The sequence below is a fragment of the Plantactinospora sonchi genome, from assembly GCF_036422035.1.
GTDB lineage: Bacteria > Actinomycetota > Actinomycetes > Mycobacteriales > Micromonosporaceae > Plantactinospora > Plantactinospora sonchi.
Genome location: NZ_JAZGQK010000006.1, coordinates 530,635 through 556,487 on the forward strand (window position 1 = coordinate 530,635; position 25,853 = coordinate 556,487).

At 71.1% G+C, this 25,853-nt stretch carries 26 protein-coding genes and 1 pseudogene; 9 read left to right on the top strand and 18 right to left on the bottom strand.

Annotation, left to right across the window (positions count from 1 at the left end):
- Positions 1-46 precede the first annotated feature (46 nt).
- From V1633_RS08840 to V1633_RS08865, 6 genes are all read right to left on the bottom strand, one after another.
- On the bottom strand, positions 47-355 hold the full coding sequence (locus V1633_RS08840) for a putative quinol monooxygenase (RefSeq protein WP_331213691.1): 309 nt from the start codon (positions 353-355) through the stop codon (positions 47-49).
- Positions 356-612: 257 nt separating this feature from the next.
- On the bottom strand, positions 613-1,788 hold the full coding sequence (locus V1633_RS08845; protein ID WP_331213692.1) for a zinc-dependent alcohol dehydrogenase: 1,176 nt from the start codon (positions 1,786-1,788) through the stop codon (positions 613-615).
- A complete protein-coding gene (locus V1633_RS08850) occupies positions 1,785-2,327 on the bottom strand; it encodes an SRPBCC family protein (protein ID WP_331213693.1) in 543 nt (180 codons plus the stop codon). The genes V1633_RS08845 and V1633_RS08850 overlap by 4 nt, the downstream gene beginning before the upstream one ends.
- A 293-nt stretch (positions 2,328-2,620) precedes the next feature.
- The gene (locus V1633_RS08855; protein ID WP_331213694.1) at positions 2,621-3,184 is read right to left on the bottom strand and encodes a hypothetical protein; all 564 of its coding nucleotides are present in this window, start codon (positions 3,182-3,184) and stop codon (positions 2,621-2,623) included.
- 37 nt (positions 3,185-3,221) lie between these two features.
- Positions 3,222-3,809, bottom strand: a complete 588-nt coding sequence (locus V1633_RS08860) for a GNAT family N-acetyltransferase (RefSeq protein WP_331213695.1) — start codon at positions 3,807-3,809, stop codon at positions 3,222-3,224.
- 124 nt (positions 3,810-3,933) lie between these two features.
- The gene (locus tag V1633_RS08865) at positions 3,934-4,725 is read right to left on the bottom strand and encodes an aminoglycoside N(3)-acetyltransferase (protein ID WP_331213696.1); all 792 of its coding nucleotides are present in this window, start codon (positions 4,723-4,725) and stop codon (positions 3,934-3,936) included.
- 269 nt (positions 4,726-4,994) lie between these two features.
- Between V1633_RS08865 and V1633_RS08870 the strand changes: the two genes are divergently transcribed.
- Positions 4,995-5,492 (top strand): ArsI/CadI family heavy metal resistance metalloenzyme, encoded by a 498-nt coding sequence (locus tag V1633_RS08870; RefSeq protein WP_331213697.1) that lies wholly within the window; start codon positions 4,995-4,997, stop codon positions 5,490-5,492.
- 19 nt (positions 5,493-5,511) lie between these two features.
- Here the strand turns inward: V1633_RS08870 and V1633_RS08875 are convergent, their stop codons facing one another.
- The gene (locus tag V1633_RS08875) at positions 5,512-5,922 is read right to left on the bottom strand and encodes a MerR family transcriptional regulator (protein ID WP_331213698.1); all 411 of its coding nucleotides are present in this window, start codon (positions 5,920-5,922) and stop codon (positions 5,512-5,514) included.
- Positions 5,923-6,053: 131 nt separating this feature from the next.
- Between V1633_RS08875 and V1633_RS08880 the strand changes: the two genes are divergently transcribed.
- On the top strand, positions 6,054-7,103 hold the full coding sequence (locus V1633_RS08880) for an aldo/keto reductase (RefSeq protein ID WP_331213699.1): 1,050 nt from the start codon (positions 6,054-6,056) through the stop codon (positions 7,101-7,103).
- 137 nt (positions 7,104-7,240) lie between these two features.
- Here V1633_RS08880 and V1633_RS08885 read toward each other — a convergent pair whose 3' ends face one another.
- The 4 genes from V1633_RS08885 to V1633_RS08900 form a co-directional block, all read right to left on the bottom strand.
- Positions 7,241-7,996 (bottom strand): LytR/AlgR family response regulator transcription factor, encoded by a 756-nt coding sequence (locus V1633_RS08885; protein WP_331213700.1) that lies wholly within the window; start codon positions 7,994-7,996, stop codon positions 7,241-7,243.
- Between the two features lie 190 nt (positions 7,997-8,186).
- Positions 8,187-9,404 (bottom strand): sensor histidine kinase, encoded by a 1,218-nt coding sequence (locus V1633_RS08890; RefSeq protein WP_331213701.1) that lies wholly within the window; start codon positions 9,402-9,404, stop codon positions 8,187-8,189.
- Between the two features lie 73 nt (positions 9,405-9,477).
- Positions 9,478-10,989, bottom strand: coding sequence for a sugar transferase (locus tag V1633_RS08895; protein ID WP_331213825.1), 1,512 nt, complete (start codon positions 10,987-10,989; stop codon positions 9,478-9,480).
- A 383-nt stretch (positions 10,990-11,372) separates the two neighbouring features.
- On the bottom strand, positions 11,373-12,245 hold the full coding sequence (locus tag V1633_RS08900) for an Fpg/Nei family DNA glycosylase (protein ID WP_331213702.1): 873 nt from the start codon (positions 12,243-12,245) through the stop codon (positions 11,373-11,375).
- Between the two features lie 89 nt (positions 12,246-12,334).
- Between V1633_RS08900 and V1633_RS08905 the strand changes: the two genes are divergently transcribed.
- Entirely contained in the window at positions 12,335-13,525 is a 1,191-nt protein-coding gene (locus tag V1633_RS08905) for a glycosyltransferase (RefSeq protein WP_331213703.1), read from the top strand.
- A gap of 107 nt (positions 13,526-13,632) precedes the next feature.
- Here the strand turns inward: V1633_RS08905 and V1633_RS08910 are convergent, their stop codons facing one another.
- From V1633_RS08910 to V1633_RS08930, 5 genes are all read right to left on the bottom strand, one after another.
- Positions 13,633-14,358 carry a CDP-alcohol phosphatidyltransferase family protein gene (locus tag V1633_RS08910; RefSeq protein ID WP_331213826.1) on the bottom strand — a complete coding sequence of 242 codons (726 nt, stop codon included), beginning with the start codon at positions 14,356-14,358 and terminating at the stop codon, positions 13,633-13,635.
- On the bottom strand, positions 14,342-15,409 hold the full coding sequence (locus tag V1633_RS08915) for an iron-containing alcohol dehydrogenase family protein (protein WP_331213704.1): 1,068 nt from the start codon (positions 15,407-15,409) through the stop codon (positions 14,342-14,344). Before V1633_RS08915 ends, V1633_RS08910 begins: the two co-directional genes overlap by 17 nt.
- Positions 15,397-16,128: a phosphocholine cytidylyltransferase family protein gene (locus tag V1633_RS08920; RefSeq protein WP_331213827.1), complete on the bottom strand. Its 732-nt coding sequence runs from the start codon at positions 16,126-16,128 to the stop codon at positions 15,397-15,399. Before V1633_RS08920 ends, V1633_RS08915 begins: the two co-directional genes overlap by 13 nt.
- A gap of 145 nt (positions 16,129-16,273) precedes the next feature.
- Positions 16,274-17,215, bottom strand: coding sequence for a hypothetical protein (locus V1633_RS08925; protein WP_331213705.1), 942 nt, complete (start codon positions 17,213-17,215; stop codon positions 16,274-16,276).
- The gene (locus tag V1633_RS08930; protein WP_331213706.1) at positions 17,212-17,667 is read right to left on the bottom strand and encodes an NUDIX hydrolase; all 456 of its coding nucleotides are present in this window, start codon (positions 17,665-17,667) and stop codon (positions 17,212-17,214) included. Before V1633_RS08930 ends, V1633_RS08925 begins: the two co-directional genes overlap by 4 nt.
- 182 nt (positions 17,668-17,849) lie before the next feature.
- On the opposite strand from V1633_RS08930, the gene V1633_RS08935 reads away from it, so the two are divergent.
- Together V1633_RS08935 and corA are read left to right on the top strand one after the other, a co-directional pair.
- On the top strand, positions 17,850-18,944 hold the full coding sequence (locus tag V1633_RS08935; protein ID WP_331213707.1) for an aminotransferase-like domain-containing protein: 1,095 nt from the start codon (positions 17,850-17,852) through the stop codon (positions 18,942-18,944).
- Between the two features lie 392 nt (positions 18,945-19,336).
- Positions 19,337-20,488, top strand: coding sequence for a magnesium/cobalt transporter CorA (corA, locus tag V1633_RS08940; protein WP_331213708.1), 1,152 nt, complete (start codon positions 19,337-19,339; stop codon positions 20,486-20,488).
- Between the two features lie 101 nt (positions 20,489-20,589).
- On the opposite strand, the gene V1633_RS08945 is transcribed toward corA, so the two are convergent.
- Positions 20,590-20,979 carry a hypothetical protein gene (locus V1633_RS08945; protein WP_331213709.1) on the bottom strand — a complete coding sequence of 130 codons (390 nt, stop codon included), beginning with the start codon at positions 20,977-20,979 and terminating at the stop codon, positions 20,590-20,592.
- 504 nt (positions 20,980-21,483) lie between these two features.
- Here V1633_RS08945 and V1633_RS08950 point away from each other — a divergent pair.
- Entirely contained in the window at positions 21,484-22,014 is a 531-nt protein-coding gene (locus tag V1633_RS08950; protein WP_331213710.1) for a peptidylprolyl isomerase, read from the top strand.
- A gap of 180 nt (positions 22,015-22,194) precedes the next feature.
- Complete coding sequence (locus tag V1633_RS08955) at positions 22,195-23,109, top strand: rhomboid family intramembrane serine protease (protein ID WP_331213711.1); 915 nt, start codon at positions 22,195-22,197, stop codon at positions 23,107-23,109.
- 105 nt (positions 23,110-23,214) lie between these two features.
- Here the strand turns inward: V1633_RS08955 and V1633_RS08960 are convergent, their stop codons facing one another.
- Positions 23,215-23,664 carry a PH domain-containing protein gene (locus V1633_RS08960; RefSeq protein WP_331213828.1) on the bottom strand — a complete coding sequence of 150 codons (450 nt, stop codon included), beginning with the start codon at positions 23,662-23,664 and terminating at the stop codon, positions 23,215-23,217.
- Positions 23,665-23,804: 140 nt separating this feature from the next.
- Here V1633_RS08960 and V1633_RS08965 point away from each other — a divergent pair, with 140 nt between their 5' ends.
- The gene (locus V1633_RS08965) at positions 23,805-25,001 is read left to right on the top strand and encodes a thiolase family protein (RefSeq protein WP_331213712.1); all 1,197 of its coding nucleotides are present in this window, start codon (positions 23,805-23,807) and stop codon (positions 24,999-25,001) included.
- 58 nt (positions 25,002-25,059) lie between these two features.
- A pseudogene (locus V1633_RS08970) lies at positions 25,060-25,471 on the top strand (hypothetical protein); the annotation flags it as partial.
- Positions 25,472-25,853 lie beyond the last annotated feature (382 nt).

Genomic DNA, 25,853 nt, shown 5'->3' on the forward strand with positions numbered 1-25,853 from the left:
GGGTCCGCCGGCTGAACGGTGGGCCGGGCGACCGTCGGCGCCGGGGTCAGCCGAGGGCGACCTTGCCGCCGACGGGGACCTCGTCGGCGTACCGGGGGTCGTGGGCGAGCAGCGGTGCGAACCGCGCGGTGTACGCCTGTGCCGCCGCACTCGCGAAGAAGTCGCTGTGCGCCTCCCGGCTGGTCCAGCCCTCCGTGACGTGGACGATGTCGCTGTTGCTGGCCGAGCGGCCGACCAGGAAGACCAGGCAGTCCTGATGGGACGTCACCGGCGCGTCGAGCAGCAGTTCGACCAACGCGTCACCCTCTCCGGGCCGCGCGGTCATGGTGGCGTGGAAGCCGTGGCCGATCTTCATGGGGCACTCCTGCTCATTGTCGGACTGCTTATGTGTCCGTGGATGTCGACAGACCAATCAAAACAGTCTGAGCAGGGAAAACGTTATGGCGATGCTCTCTATCCCTTGCCTGATCCTACCGACATCGCGAGTAACGAGCAGCACGGTCGGGTCGGGCGGGCGGTGCCCGCGACGGGTGGCTGGCCCGCCGGCAGAAGGCCGGACACGGTCGAGGGCGGCGCCGACGTCGACGCCGCCCCCGACCTGGCCGGTGTCCGTCAGACCTTGAGGACGACCTTCTCGCACTCGTCCTGCTTGTTCTTGAAGATGTCGAAGCCACGCGGCGCCTCGTCCAGCGGCATCGTGTGGGTGATGATCCTCGTCGGGTCCAGCTGCCGCTCCTCGATGCGACGGAGCAGCGGCCGCATGTAGCGCTGCACGTGGCACTGGCCGGCGCGCAGCGTCAGCGACCGGTTCATCCAGGCACCGGCGGGGAATTTGTCGATGAGCCCCGAGTACACACCGATCACCGAGACCACGCCGCCGCTGCGGCAGGACATGATCGCCTGCCGGAGCGCGTGCGGCCGGTCGCTCTCCGCGCGTACCGCCTGCTTGACCCGGTCGTACGCCCGGATCGGAGCGCTGCCGTGGGTCGCCTCCGAGCCGACTGCGTCGATGCACTTGTCCGGACCCCGACCACCGGTGAGTTCCAGCAGCCGGGACCGGACGTCCACCTCGTCCGAGTTGACGGTCAGGAAGCCGGCCTGCTCGGCCATCCGCAGCCGGTAGGGCGCCGGGCAGATGGCGATGACCTGTTTCGCGCCCAGGAGTCGGGCGCTGTCCAACGCGAACTGTCCGACCGGGCCGGCGCCCCAGACCGCGACGGTGTCGCTGGGTTGGATGTCGCACATCTCGGCGCCCATGTAGCCGGTGGGCAGGATGTCGGAGAGGAACAGCACCTGCTCGTCGCTGAGATCCGACTCGATCTTCAGCGGGTTGACGTCGGCGAACGGGACGCGGGCGTACTGGGCCTGCCCACCGGCGTAGCCTCCGGTGAGATGGGAGTAGCCGTAGATCCCGCCGACCGGGTGGCCGAAGATCTTCTCCGCGGCTCCGGCGTTCGGGTTGCTGTTCTCGCAACAGGAGTACATCTCGGCCACACAGGCGGCACAGGCACCGCAGGCGATCGGGAACGGTACGACCACCCGGTCGCCGACCCGTAGCCGGTCCCGGGGCACCCCGGAGCCGACCTCGACGACCTCTCCCATGAACTCGTGGCCGAGAACGTCGCCGTCCTGCATGCTCGGCACGTACCCGTCGACGAGGTGCAGGTCGGAGCCGCAGATAGCGGTCGAGGTGATCCGGACGATGGCGTCCCGGCTGTTCAGGATGCGGGGGTCCGGTACGTCGCGTACCTCGACCTTGTTGCGGCCGGCCCAGACGTTCGCTTTCACGATCCGGCTCCCTTCCGTAGTTCCTCGGCCGACATCGGCTGGGCCGGGCGCTGCGGAAACTCCCGCCGGGCGTGCTTGCCCCAGGGCGCCCCGTCCGACCGGACGATCTCACCGGTCTCCAACACCTGCTTCAACCGTCGGAGGTCGTCGTCGAGCTGCTGGTGCGGCTCCTCGCCGAAGTAGCGGGCCACCGCCCGGCCGAGTTCACCGCCGGGGATGTCGTAGCTGAGCTGTACGTGGACCTCCGTGCTCTGACCGTCCGGGCCGGGCGAGAACACCACGTTGCCGGTGTTCGGTACGTCGGCGTCGCCGACGGAACGCCAGGCGATCCGCTCGTTCGGTACGTCCTCGGTGATTTCCGCGTCCCACGCCACGGTCCGGTCGAACGGCGCGGTCGCCCGCCAGTGGCTGGTCCGATCGTCCCTGACGTGGATCTCCTCGACGTGGGCCATGAACGCCGGCAGCGTGTCGAGGCGCCGCCAGTGCGCGTAGATCTCCGATCGTGGTTTCCGGATGGTCGTCGTGGCTGTCAGTTCCATCGGTCTCCTCCGCCTCTCGCCACTGCCCCCGTGCTGGGCGCCGCGACGGCATCCGTCGCGACATGGGGTAGGTACCTCGGAGCGTGGGTTTTACACCCGGAATCGTCATCGATCGCCGTCTCGGCGCCGAGTTGGTCGGAGCGGACCTGTTTCTACGACGGTGCCCTGGTCGGGACATGCGTCCCGACCAGGGCACCGACTGCTGTCACCCGGCGTCGCGGCACTGTGGACGGCGCCTGTCCAGTAGGTTTCGCCGGGTTTCCCGGCCGATGGAGAAAGCAGTTCGACAAGCGTCAGCCGGTCGGCGTGAAACGGTACGAGGATTCGATGTGCCCCGGCGAGTACGACAAGCCGTCGGTCGCGGTGAAGGCTCGGAGCCGGGCGAGCGCCGACGCGTCGGGCGTCGTGTCGCTGAGTGAGACGACGATGCCGGTGAAGTCCAGCCAGGCGTCGGCGGTGACCGGGTCGATGCCCAGTTCGTCCAGGTCGCCGGAGAGGGTGGTCCGGACGTGGAGCCGGGGCCCGTCCTGCGCGACGATCTCCAGGTCGAACGTGTCGTACCGGCGGTGTTGGAAGAAGTAGACGCTCGATTCGGCGAATTCGCCGACATCCCGTACGACGTGTCCTGCCATGGCGGGCCAGTCGGCTCCGGGCAGCGGCAACCAGTCGACGTCCACGAAAATCGGGCTGTCCCCGTAGTCCCGGGAGACCTCCTGGAACGGGAACCGGAAGCTCCAGGTCAGCGCGGGCGCCAACCCGATTCGTGGATTGTCGAACAGCAGTCCGCTCCATGTGCCGCCCTCGATCGGCACCAGTTCGGCGGGCTTCAGGGCGTCCTCGTCACCGTCCTCGACCATCGGGGGAGTCTGACACGTCCGACGATCCGTCGCGGCATCAGCCGGCGGGCTGGTGAGGCGTTTCCGAGTTCGCCTGCCGGACTGCCCGCCACTCGGGGGCGAGCACCGACCACAGCTCGATGTCCTGCCGCGCCCCACGGTACGGAACAGCTTCCCGGAGCACGCCGTCCCTGGTCATCCCGAGGCGTCGGGCCACCGCGATGCTGGGCTTGTTCTCCGAGGCGACCCGCCACTCGATCCGGTGGATGCCGCGGGTCCCGACCGCCCAGTCGATGATGACGCCTACCGCGCGGGTGACCAGACCCCGCCCCACCGCCGACGGTTCCAGCCAGCAGCCCGCCTCGGCGCACCCGGTGGTCACGTCCAGGGTCCGGAAGAGCACCCCGCCGACCAGGGTGTCGTCGGCCCAGATACCCCAGATCCGGCCGGTGTCGGCGGCGGCCCTGTCGGCGTACGCCTGGAGGAACGAGCGGCTCGATTCCAGGTCCGAGACCCGGTCGGGCAGGGGGACGTACTGTCCGATGTGGTCGCGTCCCCGGTCGATGTGGGCTAGGAACTCGTCCGCCTGCCACGGTTCGAGCGGGCGCAGTTCGGCCTCGTCGTCGCCGAGTGGTGTCGCGTACATCGGGCTCCCCGTCATCGTCAGCCGACACGAACTGCGGTTGATCTTTTCAGCTCGCGGTCGGGGAGGCCATCGCGCTGCGCGGCCGCCGGAGTCCCGGGCGGGAGGTGTTGCCGGGTCCGGCCCGTCACGTGCGGTTGGCGGCCATCCAGGAGGTGGCGAAGTCCACCAGTTCCCGCTGCGGCATCAGCCGGGCGTCGGCGTTGCCGACCGGTCCGACCGTCACACCGCCGGTCGCCTCGAAATCCGTGCCGAGCCGTGCGAGGTCGCTCTCGTCCGCATCCACGTCGACCCATTCAGTCCACCGGCTGGTGCCGTCCGGTCCCACCACGGAGGAGCCGGTGGTGGCCCGGACCGGCGACTCCTGCCGGTACTCCGCCAGGTGCAGCGAGGTGTTCGAGCCGTGGTCGCAGCCGAGCAGCAGCACCCTGCCGTCGAGCCGGTAGACCGCGCCGAGCGGGGAGGTCTCGCCCAGCGCGTCGTCGAGCCGGTGCCCGGCCAGGATCTCCGCCGCCCGCGCGCCCAGCGCGGCGAACGAGACCTGCGGGTGGGAACTGCGCAACGCACCCGGCCAGGTGCGGACCACGTTGGGGATGACACCCATCCAGCGGCTCGGCGGCGTACGCGCGGGGTCGAAGCCGGGGGACTGCGCACGGATCACCGGCCACCACGACTCCGGGACCGGCGGATGCTGCCAGCCGGCCGGGTCCGTGTTGTCGGACGTGTGCGTCGGTACGACCAGTGTCCCCTCGGGACCGAGCGTGTCGAGGAACGCCTGGACCACCGCCTGGACGCCGCCGGCCACGAACCCGAGACTCCGGTACGACGAGTGCAGCAGCAGTACGTCACCCGGGGCGACGCCGAGTGCGCGCAGTTCGGAGGCGAGAGACCGGACGGTGTGCGGGGCCGGTTGGGTCATGCCGCGCAGTGTAGGCGCGGCCTGGCCGGCTCTCCGGTCTCCGGTGTCCGGCGGAGTGCGGCATGCCGTCGCGGGAGGTCCGGCATCGGCGGCTCTTGTTTCGATATACATCTACCTTGACAGACGTCAAAACAGGATGCGACAGTGGGAGCTGCTTCGAAAACCATCTAGACAGGGACGGGGCGATGGCCGGCCCACCACGTGCGCCGGCGTCCGCGCTGACGGGCGTGCCCATCGTCCGCCGACCACAACCAAACGGAGGTAGACCGATGTCCCGCGTCCAACTCGCGCTGCGCGTCTCCGACCTGGAGGGCTCCGTGGCGTTCTACTCGAAACTGTTCGGGACCGAGCCGGCCAAGCGCCGACCGGGGTACGCCAACTTCGCCATCGAACAGCCGCCGCTCAAGCTCGTCCTGCTCGAAGGTGCCCCCGATCAGCCCACGGTGCTGGACCACCTCGGCGTCGAGGTCTTCGACCGCGAGGAGGTCGACGCCGCCACCGAACGGCTCACCGAGGCCGGGCTGATCACCCTGACCGAGAACGACACCACCTGCTGCTACGCCCTGCAGGACAAGGTCTGGGTACGCGGGCCCGGCGACGAACCGTGGGAGGTGTACGTGGTCAAGGGTGACTCGGACCAGTACGGCAGGTCCGCCGAGGCCCAGCCCGGCGCCGACGACACCTGCGCGTGCGGCGAGGTCACCGACCTCGGCGGGAAGCAGGCCGTCACGGTGGGATCCGGGACCGCCGGAGGCTGCTGCTCCTGACGGTGGGCCGCCGCGTGGATCAGCCGGTCGCGACGGTCGGCGAGGACGCGGTCGTCCCGACCGCGTCCTCGTACACCCCGACCTTGTAGTTGATCAGGTCGAGGGAGCGGGTGAGCTGGGCGATCTGCTGGAGCACCCGCTCGCGGTGCACCCGCATCAGGGCGAGTCGTTCGGCCTCGGTACCGCCACCCTGCCGGACCAGTTCGGTGTAGCGGCGGATCTCCGGCAGCGGCATGCCGGACTCACGCAGCACGATGCAGACCGTCAGCCAGCCCACGTCCGCTTCCGAGTAGCGGCGCCGGCCGGCGGCGTCCCGGCGGACCGGATCGGCCAGGACACCCTCGCGCTCGTAGAAGCGCAGCGCGTGCACGCTCAGGCCGGTCCGGTGCGCCACCTCGCTGATCGTCAGCGTGCCTGTCGAGTCGGCCATCTTCCCAGCGTAGCGGCTTGACCTAGAGTCGACTCCAGCTCGTACGGTACGGCCACCAGCCAGCCCGGCCACGCCGATCGGTGCCGACGACGCCGACCGTGGTCCGGACCACGGACAGAAGGAGCACGACCGTGCGTTACCGCATTCTCGGCGGCACCGGTATCGAGGTGAGCAGCTACTGCCTCGGCACCATGATGTTCGGTGCGATCGGCAACCCGGACCATGACGACTGCGTACGCATCGTCCATGCCGCCCTCGACCAGGGCATCAACGTTGTCGACACCGCCGACATGTACTCCGCGGGCGAGTCCGAGGAGATCGTCGGCAAGGCGCTGCGGGGGCGGCGGGACGACGTGGTGCTGGCCACCAAGGTCCACTTTCCGATGGGCGAGGGTCGCAACCGGCGGGGCAACTCCCGACGCTGGATCGTCACCGCGGTCGAGGAGAGCCTGCGCCGCCTGGGCACCGACCGGATCGACCTCTACCAGGTGCACCGCCCGGACCACAACACCGACGTCGAGGAGACCCTCTGGGTACTGAACGACCTGGTGACCCAGGGCAAGATCCGCGCATTCGGCTGCTCGACGTTCCCACCGGAGGAGATCGTCGAGGCGCACCACGTGGCCGAGCGGCGCGGCCTCGGACGGTTCCGGACCGAGCAGCCGCCGTACTCCATCCTGGCCCGGGGCGTCGAGACCTCCGTGCTGCCGGTCTGCCAGCGGTACGGCATGGGTGTGCTGACCTGGAGTCCGCTGGCCTGGGGATTCCTTTCCGGCCGGTACCGGAAGGGCCAGCCGGTCGACCTGTCCAGCGGGCGTCCCCAGCTGGCGCCGGCCCGTTTCGACCCGTCGCTGCCGGTGAACGCCGCCAAGTTGGAGATCGTCGAACAACTGGTGGACCTCGCCACCGGACTCGGCTGCACGCTGCCCCAGCTCGCGGTGGCCTTCGCCGTGGCGCACCCCGCCGTCAGCTCGGTGATCATCGGACCCCGGACGATGGAGCAGCTCGACGACCTGCTCGCCGGTGCGTCGCTCACCCTGGACGACGCGACACTCGACCGCATCGACGAGATCGTGCCGCCCGGCACCGACGTCTACCAGGTGGACGGTGCCTGGCGACCGCCGGTGCTGGCCGACCCGAACCGGCGGCGTCGCGCACTGCCGGACCGGGCCGCCGCCTGAGCCGGCGGAGCCGGCCGGGGCGGAATCGGGCTGGCCGGCGAAGACCAACCGGTCTGGCGGGCGTGGCGTGGCAGCCCCCTGCCGCCGCGGGAAGCGGGCGGCGACAAGGCCCCTTCCTCGCCGGTGGGCAGCTCTGGTCAGCGGTTCCAGTCCTGTTTCGCGGCCCGGACCAGCTTGTCCTTCAGCTCCCGGGTGTGCCGCCGGCTGACCGGCAACTCGGTTTCGTCGATCACCACGACGTATCCGGAGTTGGTCAGCCGCAGTTCGGCGATGAGCCGGAGCTGGACCAGGTACGACCGGTGGATCCGGACGAAGCCCGCGTCGGCCCAGCGCTCGGCGAGGGTGGCCAGCGGCACCCGGACCAGGTGGGAGCCGTCGGCGGTGTGCAGCCGGGCATAGTCGCCCTGCGCCTCCACCCAGCGCACCGCCGAGCGGGGCAGCATCCGGGTCGTGCCGGCCAGCTCGACCGGGATCGTCGGGTCCGGCTCGGCACGGGCCAACGCCGCCGGGTGGGTCGGTACGACCCGGGCACCGACCACCCGGCGCAGCGACTCGGCGAGCCGCTCGGCCCGCACCGGCTTGCGTACGTAGTCGGTGGCGCCCAGGTCGAAGGCGTCGACCGCCCCGTCGTCGTACGCGGTGACGAAGACGATCGCCGGTGGCCGGGCGAACCGGCGCAGTACCCGGGCCAACTCCATGCCGTCGAGTCCCGGCATCCGGATGTCGAGGAAGACCACGTCGACGTCGGCGTCGCGGAGCAGCCGGAGCGCCTCGGTGGCGTCGGAGGCGGTGTGCAGCCGGGACACCCGCGGATCGGCCCGCAGGTGGTACGCCAACTCGTCGAGTGCCGGCGGTTCGTCGTCCACCGCCAGCACCCGCAGGAAACCGGTCATGTGCCGACCTCTCGTTCGCGACTGCGGGGCTCGCTCCGCTCGCTCCTCGCGCTCAGGGTGCCGACCTCTCGTTCGCGACTGCGGGGCTCGCTCCGCTCGCTCCTCGCGCTCAGGGTGCCGACCTCTCGTTCGCGACTGCGGGGCTCGCTCCGCTCGCTCCTCGCGCTCAGGCGCTGGAAACTCTCTGCGGTCATGCGCTCGCCCGGACATGGCGGTGGAACTTCGGCACCCGCATGCTCACCCTGGTGCCGGAGCCGAGGCCGGTCTCCACGACCAGCCCGAACTGGTCGCCGAAGACCGACCGGAGCCGCTCGTCCACGTTGGAGAGCCCGACGTGCTGGCCGGAGTCGTCGCTGGTGTCGGCGGCGGCCTCGGCCACCCCGGCGGCGAGCACGGCGGGATCCATCCCGACGCCGTCGTCCTCGACCATGATGTGGCACTCCGCCCCGGCGTCCCGTGCCTCGATGCTGAGCATTCCCACCCCCGGTTTGCGGGACAGTCCGTGCCGGACGGCGTTCTCGACCAGCGGCTGCAGGCAGAGGAACGGCAGACTGACCGGCAGCACCTCGGGAGCGATCTGCAGCCGTACCTGCAACCGGTCGCCGAACCGGGCCCGTTCGATGGTCAGGTAGCGGTCGATCGAGCGCAACTCCTCGGCGAGGGTGGTGAACTCCCCGTGCGCCCGGAACGAGTAACGGGTGAACTCGGCGAACTCCAGGATCAGTTCACGGGCCCGTTCCGGGTCGGTCCGGACGAACGAGCCGATCGCGGTCAGCGCGTTGTAGATGAAGTGCGGACTGATCTGGGCGCGCAGCGCGCGTACCTCGGCCCGGGCCAGCCGTTCCCGGGACGAGTCCAGTTCGGCGAGGGCGAGCTGGGTGCCGGCCCAGTGTGCGGTCTCCAGCGCGGCTTGGACCAGGCCGGGTGCCGGCTGGTCGTCGGCGATCGCCACCATCGCACCGGCGGCCCGGCCGTCCGGCCCGGTCAGCGGCGCCACCACCGCACCCCGGACCGGGCAGTCGACCCGGTCGCAGCGCAGCTCGGCCTCGCCGAGCACGGTCGAGCGGCGGGTGTCGATCGTCTGCGCCGCGGCGGCCCGCAACTGCTCGCCGTGGTGCCCACCCCGGCCGTCGAGCGCCAGGATCCGGTCGCGGTCCGCCAGCGCCAGCCCGGCGGAGCCGACCAGGGTACGCAGATGACGTACCGCCTTCGCCGCGCTGGTCGGGGTCAGTCCGGTCCGGAGTGGCTCGGCGGCCAGACCGGCGGTGTGCAGGACCTCGTAGGTGGCGCGCTGGGTGGCGGTGGCGATGCCCCGTCGGGCGAGTAGTCGGACGACAGCGAAGAGCGCGGCGCCCAGTGCGCTGATCATCGCTACGACGGCGACCGCCGTGGACAGGTTCGGCCCCACGCAGAGATCCTGACCGTTCCCGACCGGTTCGCCAACCCCCGATCCGTCGGCGGTTGCGGCGCGGCCGATCGGATCAGTACGCGCCCTTGCGGGCCAGTACGACCCCGATGGTGCGCCAGAGGATGCTCAGGTCGTACGCCAGCGACCAGTTGTCGACGTAGTAGAGGTCGAGCCGGACCGCCTCGTCCCAGGAGAGGTCGGAGCGGCCGGAGACCTGCCAGAGGCCGGTGATGCCGGGGCGGACCAGCAGCCGGCGCCGTACGTCGCCGAGGAAGTCGCCGTCGTCGGCGGGCAGCGGCCGTGGGCCGACCAGGGACATCTCGCCCCAGAGCACGTTGATCAGCTGCGGCAGCTCGTCCAGGGAACTGGCCCGGAGGAACCGTCCGGCGGCGAAGACCCGGGGATCATTCTTGATCTTGAACAGCATGCCGTCGGTCTCGTTCTGGTCGACCAGACTGGCGAGCCGCTGCTCCGCGTCGACGTACATGGTCCGGAACTTCCAGACCCGGAACGTCCGACCCTCGTGGCCGACCCGGGGCTGCCGGAAGAAGACCGGCCCCGGATCGGAGATCCGGATCGCCAGGGCGATCGCGATGAACAGCGGAAGGAGCAGCAGCAGTCCGAACCCGGCCGCACACCGGTCCAGCAGGTTCTTGGCCAGCAGCGCCGGGCCGGAGAGGGTCGGCTCCTCGACGTGCAGCAGCGGCAGGCCCTCGATCGGCCGGATGTGCACCCGGGGACCGGCGATGTCGGTGAGCTGCGGCGCCACGATCAGGTCGACCCCGGAGCCCTCCAACTGCCAGGCGATCCGGCGCAGTTCACCGGGCTCGGTGCTGGCCGAGCCGCAGACCGCGATCGTGTCGGCGCCGACCTCGCGGACCAGCGACAGGATGTCGCGGCCGGCGTACACCGGGATCGGGGTCTGGATGCCCCGGGCGGCCGCGTAGCCGTCGGTCAGGTGGATCGCCACCGGGACGAGCCCGGCGGACGGGCTGCGGCTGACCGCCGTGTAGACCTCCATCGCCTCCGGCAGCGTGCCGACCAGCACCATCCGCTGGGTGGCCGTGCCGCCGTGCCGGCGGACCGTGTGCAGCACCATCCGGGCCAGGTAACGGGCGAGCAGGATCAACAGCAGCGTGCCGAGCAGTGCGGTGCCGACGGTGTACCGGGACAGGTCGGTCTTGGTGGCGAAGGCGAGGAAGGAGACACTCGCCGCGACCGCCACCGCGGCCCGGGTCACCCGTTTGAACTCGTCGGTGCCGAGCCCCAGATAGCGCCGGTCGTACGCGCCGTTGGCCCAGAGGATGACCAGCCAGCCGAGCGGAAGCAGCAGGTACGAGACGGTGTGGAACCAGGTGGGGTCCTTGTCCGCGTCCCGGAAGCCGGCCGCCGCCTGGTCGAACCACTGGATCGCGATCCAGCTGGCCAGCACCGTCGCCCCGAAGTCGAGCAGCAGCAGCACCGCGACGTACGGGCGGTGCCAGCGGGACACCCGGCGTCGGGCCCGCGCCCACGCGGAACGCGGCACACCGTTGGGCTGCGGAGCGGTCGGCGGCTGGATCTCGAAGCTGTCGACGTGCCGCAGCGTATTGGGCTGGCCCGTGCCGCTTATCGGGCGCTGGAGGCTTGTCGTCACCTCACCCACGTCCTCCCGCATGACACGTGCCGCCCATTCGCCATAAGGGCTCGGGTCGCCCACTGTCACAGTCTCTCCCATGCAGGCCCCACGGGGACGCCGACCCGAGGGACAGTACGCCGCCCGCTCCGCCAGCAACGAGAGCCGGCCGCCTCGAAAGCGGAGTCGCAGACCGGGCCACTATACCGATGGACAGGCGTGACGGTAGAGCCCGGAGGTGGCCGGTTCATCGCCAGCTGGGCGTTTTTGACCCCGGTTACGGGCCGGGACTACTCAACGTACAAGCAGAATCGCTCACCGGCCAGGACGCCGTCCGGTGCCCGCCCGCGACGTCAGCGGACGAGCCGGGACAGCCGTCGGTCGGCCAGCGGTTTGCCCCCGGTCTGACAGGTCGGGCAGTACTGCAGGCTGGAGTCGGCGAACGACACCTCACGGATGGTGTCGCCGCAGACCGGACAGGGCAGCCCGGTCCGGTTGTGCACCCGCAGCCCGGCCCGCTTCTCCCCCTTCAGCTCCGCCGCCCGCTGCCCCATCGACCGGGTCACCGCGTCGCCGAGCACCTCCCGGGTCGCGCTGTGCAGCACCGCCAACTGCTCGTCGGTGAGCCGGTTGGTCAACGCGAACGGTGACAGCTTCGCCGCGTGCAGGATCTCGTCCGAGTACGCGTTGCCGACCCCGGCCAGCACCTCCTGGTCGGTCAGTACCCCCTTCACCTGCCCCTTGCGGCCACGCAGCCGCTCGGCGAAGGTCGCCGGGTCGACGGCGAGCACGTCCGGCCCGAGGCGACCGACCCCGGGCACCTGTTCCGGATCGGTCACCAGGTACGCGGCGAGCTTCTTCTGCGTACCGGCCTCGGTCAGGTCGAAACCGGACCCGTCGTCGAGGCGTACCCGCAGCGCGATCGGGCCCTTGCCCGGTTTCAGCGGCGTCGCCGAGTTGAACGACTCCCGGTAGTGCAGCCAACCCGCCCGGGCCAGGTGCACCACCAGATGCAGCCGGTCCCCGTCCCCGTCCCCGAGGATCACGTCCAGGAACTTGCCGTGCCGGCCGGCGCCCACGACGGACCGCCCCGCCGCGGCCGACGGCGGCGGGTCGTACGTCTTCAGGGCGCTGATCGCGGCGACCTCGATCCGGTCGACCCGATGCCCGACCGCCCGCTCGCGCAGGTAGCCGGCGAGGGCCTCCACCTCCGGTAACTCAGGCACGAGATAAAAGGTAGCGTTCAATCCCGCGGACGCGACCCACACGCGCCCGCAACTGGTGCGGCCAGGCCGCGGATAAGGGGCGAATCGGCGTGCGGGTGATCGTTGCGCACAACCGGTACCGGGAGGCACAGCCGTCCGGTGAGAACACCATCGTCGACCAGGAGATCGGCCAGCTCGAAGCGGCCGGGGTGGAGGTACTGCCCTTCCTGCGCTCCTCCGACGAGATCGCCCGGTTCTCCGGCACCGACAAGGCGCTGCTGCCGCTCTCGCCGATCTACGCACCCCGGGCGCAGCAGGAGCTGAGCCGGCTGATCACCGAGCACCGGCCGGACGTGCTGCACCTGCACAACCCGTACCCGCTGCTCTCGCCGTGGGTGGTCCGGACCGCGCACAAGCACCGGGTGCCGGTGGTGCAGACGGTGCACAACTACCGCCAGGTCTGTTCCTCCGGGCTCTACTTCCGGGACGGCCGGATCTGCCAGGACTGCCGGGGCCGGGCGCTGGGCGTGCCGGCGATCGTGCACCGCTGCTACCGGGGGTCCCGGGCGCAGAGCGCGTTGATGGCGACCACCCTCGCCGTACACCGGCCGACCTGGCGCTCGGTGGACCGCTACATCGCGCTCACCTCCGGCATCGCCAACCACCTGCGCGACTACGGCATCCCGGACGACCGGATCGTGGTCAAGCCGAACGCGATTCCGGACCCCGGACCACCGCCGCCGCTCGGTGACGGCTTCCTCTTCTTCGGCCGGCTCTCCCCGGAGAAGGGGGTCGGGCTGCTGCTCGACGCCTGGCGCCGGCACCCGGACGGCGCGCTCGGTCCGCTGCGCATCGCCGGCGACGGCGAGCTGCGCCCGCTGGCCGAGGAGGCCGCCGCGCAACGCGCCGACGTCGAGTTTCTCGGCCCGCTCGACCGGGCCGGGGTGGCTGCCGCGCTGCGTTCCGCCGCCGTGGTGCTCACCGTGCCGACCTGGCACGACGTACTGCCGACGGTGGTGATCGAGGCGCTCGCCGCCGGTCGCCCGGTGCTCGGCACGGCGCTCGGCGGCATCCCGTACCTGATCGGCGCCGACGAGCCCGCCGTCGCGGCCGGGTCGGCCCTCTCCACCGGCGAGGCCGGCTGGCTCGTCCCGGCCGACCCGGCCGCCCTGGCCGCCGCCCTGCCCACCGCCCGGGCCGCCGCCGCCAGTCTCGCCCCGCACGCCCGGGCCCGCTACCAGCGCACCTTCCACCCCGACGTGGTCACCGGCCAACTCCTCGACATCTACGCCAAGATGTAAGGAAGGGCCCCTTCCTATCGCTTCTTGTATAGGAGGGGGCCCTTCCTAACACCTCAGCGCAGCCGGGCGCGCGGCCAGCTCAGCACAGTGCGGCGGCGTCGACGGCGTCAGCGCAGTGAGGCGCGGGCCGAGAAGGTGATGCTGGCCACCAGGAAGCCGCCGTTGACGATGGTGAACGCGGCGATCAGCCAGATCGTCCAGGACGGCAGCAGGGCCAGCACCAGCCCGGCCACGAAGATCACCGCACCGTAGTCCCGGATCAGCTTGACCAGCCGGACCGGCAGCGAGGTCGAGGTGACCATGCTGGCCGCGTTCGGCCCGGCCTGCATCACCGAGGTCACCAGGTTGACCATCCAGGTGCCGGCGAACGCGGCGATCAGCCAGATCGGAGTCGACGGGCGCTGCGCCAGCGCGGTCGCCGACAGGGCGGTGACCAGGGCGATCTGTGCCGCCACGTCGCAGAGTACGTCCACCCGGGCGCCCGCCGCGCTGCCCTGCCCGGTGACCCGGGCGAGCTGCCCGTCCGCGCAGTCCAGGGCGTACGCCAACTGCCAGCCGACGAGCGCCAGCAACCCGACCGGCCAGGCCGGTACCGACCCGGCCGCGACCCGGTCGGCCAGCGCCACCACGGTCGCCGAGACCGCCAGCCCGAGCAGCAGGTTGGCGATGGTGAGCGCGGTCGGTGGCAGCCCCAGCCGGTGCGCGGCCACGGACAGGCCGGCACCGAGCCGCTGGCTGAGCGCCTCGCTGAACAGCCCACCGCCCCGGTTGACCCGGTAGAAGTCGGCGGCGGTCGGCGACGGCGTCAACGTGGGCTCAGCCGAGGTGTTCACGGATTGCATCGACGTAGTTTGCCAGCCGTTCACCAATCACGTCCCGGGGGAGGTCGAGGTGTTCAAGAATCGTGTACCGGCCCGGCCGGGTGCACGGTGCGTGGTGCACCGCCGCGACGAAGTCCTCGTCGGACAGTCCCAGGTCGGCGGGGGTGGTGGCCAGCCCGTGCCGGTGCAGGCAGGAGGCCAGCTGGGCGAACCGTTCGAGGTCACCCCGGAGGTACGTGCAGAAGAGCGCGCCGAGCCCGACCTGCTCGCCGTGCGAACCGGCGCCCGGGTGGAGCTCGTCGAGGGCGTGTGAGATCTCGTGGCAGCCGCCGCTGGCCGGCCGGCTCGACCCGCTGACCGACATCGCCAGTCCACCCAGGATCAGCGCCTCGGCGAGGGTGGTGAGGAAGGCGTCGTCGGTGATCTTGCCGGGGTGGTTGACCAGTGCCTCCGCCCCGGTCCGGGCCAGCGTCACGGCGAGCCCGTCGATCGGCTCGGCGCGTACCCGGTGGGCGAGTTCCCAGTCCGCGACCGCGCTCAGGTTGCTGAGCGCGTCACCGATCCCGGCCTGGGTCTGCCGGTCCGGGCCGTTCTCCACGAAGTCGAGGTCGACCACGACGGCGATCGGGATCTGTACGCCGTACGAGCCCTTGCCGCCCTCGTGGTCCAGCGAGGCGACCGGGGAGGCGATCCCGTCGTTGGCCAGGCTGGTCGCCACGCTCACCATCGGCAGGGCGTACCGGGAGGCGGCGTACTTGGCGGTGTCGATGGTCTTGCCGCCGCCGATCCCGACCACCGCGTCGTAGTTGCGGCGACGCAGCCGTTCGCCGAGTTCCAACGCGGCGTCGAGGGTGCCGCCGGCGACGGTGAAGACCTCGGCCTTGCCCAGCCCCGGCCGGCACAGCTCGGCGATCCGTTCGCCCTGCCCGGGGCCGACCACCACCGCCACCTCGCCGCCGGCCGAGATCCGCCGGTCGGCGAGCAGCGGCCCGAGGTCCGCGACCGCCCCTCGGCGTACGTCGATGGCGAGCGGGGTGTTGACCGTACGGGTCAGTAGAGGCATGCGATCTCCCGGGCTCGGGCCAGGTCGTCGTGGTTGTCGACCTCGACCCAGGAGACGTCGCCGATCGGCGCCGCCCGGACCTCGCCGCCCCGGTCGGCGTACTCCTGGTAGCCGTCCTCGTAGTAGAGGTTGGGGTCGCGCCGCCACGTTGTCTCCAACGCGTCGGCGAGGTCGGCGGCGACGTGCGGTTCGATCAGGGTCGCGCCGATGTACTCCCCGTACGCCTCGGCCGGCTCCATCTCCTTGGTGATCCGGGTGAGCTGGCCACGGCCGTCGAAGACGGTCTTCATCTCCTCGTCGGCCAGCTTCTTCAGGGTGTCGACGGCGAGCAGGATGCCGGGGCCACGCTGGGCGAGCAGGGTCCGCTCCACGCTGACCGGGTGCACCGTGTCGCCGTTGACCAGCAGCGCGCCCTGGGCGAAGTGTTCCCGGGCCAGCCAGAGCGAGTACGCGTTGTTCCACTCCTCGGCCCGGTCGTTCTGGACCAGGGTGAGTTTCACCCCGTACCGGTCCTGCAGGGCGGCCTGCCGGGCCCGGACGGCCTCGGCGGCGTAGCCGACCACCACGGTGACGTCGGTCAACCCGACCTCGGCGAGGTTGCGCAGCGCGATGTCGAGGATCGTCGTCTCGCCGTCGACGGGAACGAGTGCCTTGGGAAGGCTGTCCGTGTACGGGCGCAGCCTGCGCCCGGCGCCCGCGGCGAGCACCAAACCGATCATTCCGTCGATCCTCCTCACGACAGCCGCCACCGCAGGGAGGATAGCGCCGTGTGACGGGAGAACGAATTCCCGGCAAACGCGGAACCAACCCAGGTCGGTACGGACGTCGATGGAGGTACCGAACGTCCCGGCTGGTCGGGCGGGCTCAGCCGGGCAGCGCGGCCAGGTCGGCGAGGAGTTGCAGGCGCTCCGGCGGGGTGAGTACGGCGTACGGGCCGGCCGCCCGCCGGTCGGTCTCCAACTCGATCGCGAGCCGCTCCGGCCCGGGGGCGAGCGCGACGATGCTCCGGGCGGTGTGCCCGGCCGCCTGCCAGGCCGCGGCGTGCGCGTCGGCCCGGTGGTAGCGGAGCGTGCCGAGCCGGTTGAGCAGCAGTAACCCGGGTGGGGTGCCGTCCGGTTCGTACGGCGGTGCCATGGCGTCGAAGGCGCCGTCACGGTGCTCCGGCCCACCCGGTCGCCGGGGCGCCGGGGCGACGCCCGGTTGCCGGATCACCGGCGGTGGCAGGTGACCGGAGGGCGCCGGCGGGGTGGCGGCACCCGGCGGCGGTCCGTCGAGCGCGGCGGCGAGCAGTCGACCGAGGACGCCGACCAGGCGCTGCACCCGCTCGGTGTGTTCGCTCCAGATCTCCTCGGTCACCCGGGCGTGCAACTCGTACAACTCGGTCAGGTACGCCCGGCCCCGGTCGGTGGCGCAGATCCCGTCGTCCTGGCGGTGGATCATGCCGTGTGCGACCTGTTTGTCCAGGTAACGCTGGCATTCGGCCTGGTCGGCGTACCGGGTCAGGGCGGCCAGTTGCCGGCCGCTGATGAATCCGCCGGGGGCGGCCAGCCGGGTCCGGAAGTCGACCAGGAAACCGATCGCCGACGGACCGCCGTAGCGTTGGCGCAGCTCCGCCCCGCCCCGGTCGCCGGCGGCGGCCATCCCGGACCGGAAGACCCGGTCGACGGCCGGCCAGACCAGCCCGGCCGCCTGGTGCGGCGCGAGCGGGACGCCCTCCTGCACCGGCACCGGAACGGGCACCGGTACGTGCCGGTCGGAGACGGCGTGCGGACCCACCGCCCGCTCAGACCCGGGGTACGGGTTCACAGGCCGAGCAGACGCAGGGCGCGGAAGCCGTCCTCGGCGATCTCCCGGATCACTCCGTCGCCGGGCTCCCGGTGCTCGTCGAGGACCCCGGTCTCCGCCTCGGTGAGCCAACGGAACTCGGTGTGCTTGCCGGCTTCGAGCCGGGGCCGGGACAGGTCGCCGTCGACCCGGACGAGAAAGTCGGTCTCGATCCGGTCGATGCCGTCGGTGCCGGTGTAGGTGTACTCGCCGACCAGACCGAGCACCAGCGACACGTGCCAGCCGGTCTCCTCGGTCACCTCGCGCAACAGCGCCTCCTCGACGGTCTCGCCTGGTTCGAGGTGGCCGCCGACGATGTCCCAGGTGTTGGGGAAGAGCTTCCGGTGGGGGGACCGCCGCTGGAAGAAGATCCGCCCGTCGTCGTCGACGACGAGCGCTCCGGCGCAGCGCAGGGGCTCGGACTCGGTGGGCACCCGTCGAGATTAGTTCCCGTCGCCGGGCCGCCGCCGGGCCGCCGGTTACCGGCCGGTCGCGGCGGGTCGGACCGTGCCGGACCGGCTCGGTTCGACGAGGGCGCCGCGCGGCGGCTGCTCAGGATTCGGACATTGCCATGCCTGCGCCCCGGACGCCGACGGCGGCCGTACGCTGGGTAGTCATGACTGTCGAGCAGCTGATCTCGTTCGCCCGTGGTGCGCCGTCGCTGGACATTGTCGACATCGACGGGCTCAAGGCGGCCGCCGGACGAGCCTTCGACGCCGACCCGGCCGGCATCACCGGGTACGGCACCTCCGTCGGGTATCCGCCCCTGCGCAGGTGGATCGCTGAGAAGCACGGGGTCGACGTCGACCAGGTGCTGGTCACCAACGGCTCGCTGCAGGCCGACGCGTTCCTGTTCCAGCACCTCGTCTCGCCCGGTGACGCGGTGGTGGTGGAACGGCCGACCTACGACCGGACGCTGCTCAACCTGCAGCGGATGGGGAGCAAGGTGCACGCGGTCACCATCGAACCGGACGGCATCGACACCACGGAGCTGGCCAACCTGCTGGGCTCCGGGCTCCGCCCGAAGCTGGCGCACATCATCCCGAACTTCCAGAACCCGGCCGGGGTCACCCTCTCGCTGGAGAAGCGGCGGGCACTGATCGACCTGGCCGCGGAGTACAACTTCACGATCTTCGAGGACGACCCGTACGCGGACGTCCGGTTCCGGGGCGAGTCGCTGCCCTCGATGTTGACCCTGGACGACGGGGACAACGTCGTGCACGCCTCCAGCTTCACCAAGACGATCTGCCCCGGGGTACGGGTCGGCTACCTGGTCGGGCCGGCCGGCCTGATCGCCGACATCGCGAAGCAGGCGACCAACCTCTACATCTCGCCGGGCATGGTGGCGCAGGCGATCGTGCACCAGTTCTGCGTCTCCGGGGACGTCGACCGTTCGATCCGCAAGGTCAGCGGCGCGCTCGGCGAGCGGGCCACCGCGTTGGCCACGGCGCTCCGGCAGTACATCCCGGACGTCCGGTTCACCGAACCGAACGGCGGCTACTTCCTCTGGATCGAACTGCCGGAGGACGTGCACGCGGACGAGCTGGTGCCGGCGGCGACGGAGCGGGGCGTGACGGTGGTGAAGGGCAGTGACTTCCTGCCCGAGGGTGGCGAGCACTCGCTGCGGCTGGCGTACTCGGCGGTGACGCCGGAGCAGATCGACGAGGGTGTCCGTCGACTCGCCGACGCCGTCCGGGCGGTACGCGGCTAGCTGGCGAGGCCGGACGGGCTGGCCGACGCATAGCGGACGAGCGACGCAGCTGGGCACTTCTGTCGGATAGTCGACAAAAGTGCCCAGCTGGCGTTCCGGGGTTCCCTACGGGTGGGTAAGCGGCTCACAATGCTGCGAGCGCTACTCGCGTCAAGGTCGACAGCTGGCGCCGACGGGTGTGTCCCGGGCCGGCGGGTCAGCGGATCGACCGGTCGGGAGAAGCGCCCGGAGACAATACCCCCGCCCCCCAAGGTGCCGGGTGGGCCGTCCGCACCTCACCCCCCCGACGTGGACGGTCCACCCGGCGCCGACCCCGCGACGTTTCGGTCCGTTCGCTTCGGCGGCGTACGCTGCAACGCGCACCGAACTGCGGTCGGAGGGGGGCGGTGACCATGTCGGATCGAGTCGATCACGATCAGGCGCCAGCCAACGGACGCGGCCGGTCGAGATCCCGCGCCTGGACCGCGCCGGTCCGGGCGGTGAGCCGGATGCTCAACACCGAGGTGACCGCCCAGCGGGCCCCGGTGCGGCAGGACCGCCCCGGGCACGGTGGCGTGGTCGACTGCGGCCTCTACGTCGACGGGGTCCGGCAGACCGGGGACTGGAACCACGCCGACGCGCTGGAAGCCGCCCGGCAGCAGCCCGGCGCCTTCGTCTGGGTGGGGCTGCACGAGCCGAGCCTGGCCGAGATGGCCGGCATCGCCGAGACGTACGGGCTGCACGAGTTGGCGGTCGAGGACGCGGTCAAGGCCGAGCAGCGCCCCAAACTCGAACGGTTCGGTGAGGTCACCTTCCTGGTGCTGCGTACCGTCCGCTATGTCCGGCACGGTGAGCTGACCGAGAACACCGACGTGATCGAGACCGGCCAGGTGATGCTCTTCATCGGCCCGGACTTCGTGATCAGCGTCCGGCACGGCGACGCCTGCCGACTCGCCCCGGTCCGGTCCGACCTCGAATCCCGGCAGGAGATCCTCCGCCAGGGCCCGTGGGCGGTGGCGTACGCGGTCATGGACCGGGTGGTGGACATCTACCTGGAGGTGACCGAGCAGGTCGGCGACGACCTGGACGTGCTGGAGAGTGAGGTCTTCGCCCGGCAGGCGCACGGCCGGATCCAGCGGATCTACCAGATGAAGCGGGAACTGGTCGAGTTCAAGCGCGCCGTCGTTCCGTTGCAACGTCCGCTGATGACACTCACCGGGCAGCTGAACCGGGAGGTGCCGAAGGAGATCCGGCGGTACTTCCGGGACGTGCAGGACCACCTGACCCGGACGGTCGAACAGGTCAACTCCTACGACGACCTGCTGAACTCGATCCTGCAGGCCCGGCTGGCCCAGGTGACCGTCGACCAGAACAACGACATGCGCAAGATCGCCGCCTGGGCCGCCATCGCCGCGGTCTGGACCGCGATCGCCGGGATCTACGGGATGAACTTCGACTTCATGCCGGAGACCAGGTGGAAGTACGGCTATCCGGTCGTGTTCACCCTGATGCTGGCGATCTCGATCGGCCTCTACCGCTGGTTCCGGCGCAACCGCTGGCTCTGACCCCGCGACGCCGCGACGCCGCGGCGCGGGGTCGGTGTCTCGTCACCCCGCGCCGCGGTCGTCTCGTCCGCCCGGTGCCGGCCGGGCCGCGGTTCCCGCGATCAACTGCTGCTGTTGCGGGACGGCGCACTGCCGAGCAGGTTGTCCGACTTCTGCTCGCTCTTGGTCCCGGCCTTCTTGGCGCCGTCGGTCATCGCCGTACTGGCGCTGATCTTCTCCGTGACCGCGCCGGCGCGGTCCTTCATCTTCTCCATCGGCGAGGACTTCGGCGAGGCCGGTTCCCGTACCGCGCCGCCCGCCGAGCTGCCCATGATCGTCGCCGCGTCCCCGCGTACGGTGTCCAACGCCGTGGCCGGGTCGTACTCGTCCCACGGCTGCTGCTCCCGGCGGCGCATCGCCACCGCCCCCACCGCGCCGGCTACCGCCCCCGCGACCAGCAGCCCGGTCAGCATCGGCCAGCGTCGGCGCAGCACCGACTTCTTCTTCCGCATCGCTTTCACTCTCTTCGACCTCGCCTCAAGGGCAACCGAGCCGGCCTGACGGGCACCAGCGGCGGCGGCCACAGCCAACGGTGCGACCCTGGTAACCGCCGATTCCCAACCGTCCGACGCGGTCCGCCGTACCCTGGTCGCCGTCGGCGAGAGGTAGTCCCGGGCGGCGTACGCCCGCGGCCCTACCGTCGCCCCGACCCCCGACGCGGCATGGTTGGCCGCCCGCACCAGATGATCGAGACTCTCGCCCAGCTCGTCCCTGACGAGCTGCCTGTGGGAAGTGCGCCCCCCGAATCCGAACACCGGTCCCCACCTCCTTGGGTGTTGTTCCTCCGTCATCCTGCACCCTCGGATGCGCCCGCACCTGCAGAACGGGCACATGGGAGGATCCGCATGGAACCACCAGCCCGTACGCCGGCCCGACCAGGGTGCCGGCGGGGAGGTCCGACCGGCCGGCCCGGCCGGATCGGCGAACACATCGAACACATCGAACAAGGAGCATTCGTGGCCGAGGCCGTCTACGCGACCCTGCACACCAACGCCGGCGCGATCCGGCTGGAACTCTTCCCGAACCACGCGCCGAAGACCGTCAGCAACTTCGTCGAACTCGCCGAGGGGACCCGTCCGTACACCGACCCGCGTACCCGGCAGCCGGGCAGCGGGCCGTACTACGACGGCACCATCTCGCACCGGGTGATCAGCGGGTTCATGATCCAGATGGGTGACCCGACCGGCACCGGCACCGGTGGCCCGGGTTACACCTTCGCCGACGAGTTCCACCCGGACCTGCGGTTCGACCGTCCGTACCTGCTGGCGATGGCGAACGCCGGCCCCGGCACCAACGGCTCGCAGTTCTTCATCACCGTCGGGCCGACCCCGCACCTGAACAACCGGCACACCATCTTCGGCCAGGTCGCCGACGAGGAGTCCGCGAAGGTCGTCGAGGCGATCTCGAAGACTCCGACCGGGGCGATGGACCGCCCGATCCAGGACGTGGTCATCGAGCGCGTCGAGATTGAGCGCAAGGACGTCTGACGTCGATCCCAGGTACCTTTGCCTCCATGAGCGAGCGCAGCGAGCGAATCAGCAAGCTCTGGGAGCAGGCTCATGACGGCGCGGAGCGTAGCGGAGCGACGGCATGAGCGAGCGTAGCGAGCGAATCAGCAAGCTCTGGGAGCAGGCTCATGACGGCGCGGAGCGTAGCGGAGCGACGGCATGAGCGAGTCGCCGCCGACCACGCCGGTCTGCTACCGCCACCCGTCCCGGGAGACGTACGTCCGGTGTACGCGGTGTGAGCGGCCGATCTGCCCGGACTGCATGCGGGAGGCCTCGGTCGGGCACCAGTGCCCGGAGTGTGTGACCGAGGGTCGCCGTAGCCAGCGGCCGGTGCGTACCGTCTTCGGAGGCGGTGCCGCCGGTCGCCAGGGCTACGTGACCAAGGTGCTCATCGGTATCAACGTCGCGTTGATGCTGCTCTCGATCTACTCGGCCCGGGGCGGCGACTCGGTCGCCGGGGCCGGGCTCGGCGGCCTGCTCGGCGGGTCGACCCCGCTCACCGGGTGGGGGGCGGTGCTCGGTCTGTGGGCCCCGTTCGGCCCGCTCGGTCCGCAGGAGGGGATCGCGGCCGGAGAGTACTACCGGCTCTTCACCGCGATGTTCCTGCACTACGGGATCCTGCACGTGGTCCTGAACATGTGGGCGCTCTGGGTGCTGGGCCGGAGCCTGGAGGCGACTCTCGGCCCGCTGCGGTTCCTGGCGCTCTATCTGATCGCCGGGGTCGGTGGCAACGTCGCGGCGTACCTGTTCAGCGATCCGACGGCACAGACCGTGGGCGCCTCGACCGCGATCTTCGGACTCTTCGCCGCGCTCTTCGTGATCATGCGTCGGCTGGGCCGGGACACCTCGTCGGTGATCCCGATCCTGGTGGTCAACCTGGTCTTCACCTTCGCCGTACCGGGCATCTCCATCGCCGGGCATCTCGGTGGTCTGGTGACCGGGGCGGCGATGGCGTTTGTGCTGGCCTACGCGCCACGGGTACGACGCACCCTGTTCCAGGCCGGCGGTGGCGTGGTGATCGGGCTGGTACTGGCCGGGCTGACCCTGATGCAGACCGCCGCGCTGCTCGCCTGACCGGCCGGCCGGCGGCGCCACGGCACACTCCGGACCCTTCCGGTACGCCGGGCGCTCCGGCGCCCCGGCGCGGGCGTCCAGTGCTCCGGTGCCCGGCGCGGGCGTTCAGCGGGGCGGTTCGCCGGTGACGCCGGTCGAGTACGTCGCCCGGAAGCGGTGCAGCACGTCGGCGACCTCCGCCGGCTCCGTGCCGAGGTCGTTGCGGCCGAGCAGGTGCAGCGACTCGCCGGTGTCGATCTCCAACGTCTCGGTACGCAGTCCGAGGCGGGTCCGGGTGTCGACGCGGATCCGCTCGATCTCCGTCCACGGCAGGTGCCGCCGGCCGGCGTACCCGCTGATCACGGTGATGCCGGCGGGGTCGACGGCGAGTCGGACCGGTGCCGCCAGGTCCCGTATCCCCCAGAGCAGCAGGCCGGCGGCCGCGAGGACCGCGATGCCGAGTTGCACCGGGTCGTTGTCGTTGGCGGCGAGGAACGTGCCGAGTCCGAGGAGGAGCGCCGCGCCGCCGAACTTCACCACCGGCAGGGTCGGTCGGACCCGCCATCGTGGGGTCATGTCGTCTGGCGCGTCGCGATTCACGTTCGGCTCGTCGTGGCGGTCGGCAGGCACGGCTCCAGGATGCCAGGAACACGCGGGGCGGGATCGGGCGCTGCGGACGGGTACGATCGGGACAGCCAAGTTACTGGGGAGTAGACATGGCGGACGCGGTCATCGTCGGTGCGGTACGGACCCCGGTCGGGCGGCGCCGGGGAGCCCTCTCCGGAGTGCATCCGGTCGACCTGTCGGCGCAGGTGCTGCGCGCCCTCGCCGAGCGGACCGGGCTGGAGCCGGGCGACGTGGACGACGTGATCTGGGGCTGTGTCTCCCAGGTCGGCGAGCAGGCCTGGAACGTCGGGCGTAACGCCGTACTCGCGGCGGGCTGGCCGGAGTCGGTGCCCGGCACCACGCTCGACCGGCAGTGCGGGTCCAGCCAGCAGGCGTTGCACTTCGCCGCCGCGGCGGTCCTGGCCGGCCAGGCGGACCTGGTGGTCGCCGGCGGGGTGGAGTCGATGACCCGGGTGCCGATGGGCAGCAGCATCGCGCCTTCGGCCGCCGACCCGACGCTGGTCGGGCTGCCCTACGGCGACCAGGTCCGGAACCGTTACCGCGACCGGGAGGGCTTCGCCGCCGACGAGCCGGTGCCGTTCAACCAGGGGGTCGGCGCCGAGCTGATCGCCCGGCAGTGGGGACTGAGCCGGCGTCAGCTCGACGAGTTCGCGTTGGCCAGCCACGAAAAGGCGGCCGCCGCCCAGGACGCCGGTGCGTTCGATCCCGAGATCACCCCGGTGGACGTACCCGACGGGTCCAAGGTGGTCGCTGACGAGGGCATCCGCCGGGACACGACGTTGGCCCGGCTGGCCGAACTGCCCACCCCGTTCCGGGCGGACGGGTCGGTCACCGCCGGCTCCGCCTCGCAGATCTCCGACGGCGCCGCCGCGCTCGCGGTGACCAGTTCGGAGTGGGCCGGGCGGCACGGTCTGCGGCCGCTGGCCCGGATCCACACCGCCGTGGTCGCCGCCGCCGACCCGGTGCTGATGCTCACCGCGCCGATGCCGGCCACCGCGAAGGCGTTGCGCCGCGCCGGGCTCGGCATCGAGGAGATCGGGGTGTACGAGGTCAACGAGGCGTTCGCCCCGGTGCCGCTGGCCTGGCTGGCCGAAACGGAGGCGGATCCGGCCCGGCTCAACCCGCGCGGTGGTGCCATCGCGCTCGGCCATCCGCTCGGCGGATCCGGTGCCCGGATCATGACCACGATGCTGCAGCACATGCGGGACAACGGCATCCGGTACGGCCTGCAGACCATGTGCGAGGGCGGCGGAATGGCGAACGCCACCATCGTGGAACTTCTATAAACTCATTCTTGTCCATGTCCTGCCGCGTCATCCCCGGCGGCGTGTCGTTGAAACGGGCATGGATGTGTTCGTCCGTACGTTCCTGCCGGCCGCCGCCGAGACCGGGGTGACCAGCCCGACCGCGAGTCGGCACCTGCCGGTGCTGCGCAGTTGCGTGCAGGCCGGGGACGCCGCCGTGCTGGTGGCCCGGTGTGTCCGCCCCGAGCAGCCGACACACAACTACCTGCTGCTGCTCACCAACCGCCGGCTGGTGGTGACCGAGCAGAGCCGGGTGCTGCAGCGGCTGCGGCTGCACCTCAACACCGAACTGCGGCACCTCAGCAACGTCGCCTGGACCCCGGATCCCCGTACGTCGGCGGTCGAACTGGCCGCGACCGCGGTGGACGGCGTACGGGAACGGTTCCTGATCCGGGCGGACCGGCCCAGTCAGATGTGGCAGCTCGACGCGCTGTTCAATCACCTGTTTCGGGCGAAGATGACAACACGGGCATTCCGTACGGTCACTCCGGTCGTCGTACCGCCCGTCCCGGTGGACGTCGTACCGCCCGTACCGGTGACCGCACCGGCTGGCCGTGGCGTCCGGGCCGTACCGCCCCGGCGACCCGCTCCCGGCGGTCTGCCGACCCGATCGGGCCGGGTTCCGAAGTTCCGCCCCGCACTCGCCGGTTGACCCTCCCGGTCCTCCCCGGGCGGCCCGCGACACGTCGGAAGTGCCAGGTCACCGGAGGGGCGTTGCGGGACGGCGCGTGGCCGGCGACGATCGTCGGAAGGACCCCCACCTGCGCTCGTGCTCGGCACCAGGCATTGTGAAGGCTGCCGATCAGGCTAGGCTAGGGCCCGATTCGTCGTCAG

Coding starts and splice junctions, on each gene's coding strand:
- V1633_RS08840 (WP_331213691.1), bottom strand. CDS start 355: ATGAAGATCGGCCACGGCTTCCACGCCACCATGACCGCGCGGCCCGGA.
- V1633_RS08850 (WP_331213693.1), bottom strand. CDS start 2,327: ATGGAACTGACAGCCACGACGACCATCCGGAAACCACGATCGGAGATC.
- V1633_RS08855 (WP_331213694.1), bottom strand. CDS start 3,184: ATGGTCGAGGACGGTGACGAGGACGCCCTGAAGCCCGCCGAACTGGTG.
- V1633_RS08860 (WP_331213695.1), bottom strand. CDS start 3,809: ATGTACGCGACACCACTCGGCGACGACGAGGCCGAACTGCGCCCGCTC.
- V1633_RS08865 (WP_331213696.1), bottom strand. CDS start 4,725: ATGACCCAACCGGCCCCGCACACCGTCCGGTCTCTCGCCTCCGAACTG.
- V1633_RS08870 (WP_331213697.1), top strand. CDS start 4,995: ATGTCCCGCGTCCAACTCGCGCTGCGCGTCTCCGACCTGGAGGGCTCC.
- V1633_RS08875 (WP_331213698.1), bottom strand. CDS start 5,922: ATGGCCGACTCGACAGGCACGCTGACGATCAGCGAGGTGGCGCACCGG.
- V1633_RS08885 (WP_331213700.1), bottom strand. CDS start 7,996: ATGACCGGTTTCCTGCGGGTGCTGGCGGTGGACGACGAACCGCCGGCA.
- V1633_RS08915 (WP_331213704.1), bottom strand. CDS start 15,409: ATGCCTCTACTGACCCGTACGGTCAACACCCCGCTCGCCATCGACGTA.
- V1633_RS08920 (WP_331213827.1), bottom strand. CDS start 16,128: ATGATCGGTTTGGTGCTCGCCGCGGGCGCCGGGCGCAGGCTGCGCCCG.
- V1633_RS08935 (WP_331213707.1), top strand. CDS start 17,850: ATGACTGTCGAGCAGCTGATCTCGTTCGCCCGTGGTGCGCCGTCGCTG.
- corA (WP_331213708.1), top strand. CDS start 19,337: ATGTCGGATCGAGTCGATCACGATCAGGCGCCAGCCAACGGACGCGGC.
- V1633_RS08945 (WP_331213709.1), bottom strand. CDS start 20,979: ATGCGGAAGAAGAAGTCGGTGCTGCGCCGACGCTGGCCGATGCTGACC.
- V1633_RS08955 (WP_331213711.1), top strand. CDS start 22,195: ATGAGCGAGTCGCCGCCGACCACGCCGGTCTGCTACCGCCACCCGTCC.
- V1633_RS08960 (WP_331213828.1), bottom strand. CDS start 23,664: ATGACCCCACGATGGCGGGTCCGACCGACCCTGCCGGTGGTGAAGTTC.
- V1633_RS08965 (WP_331213712.1), top strand. CDS start 23,805: ATGGCGGACGCGGTCATCGTCGGTGCGGTACGGACCCCGGTCGGGCGG.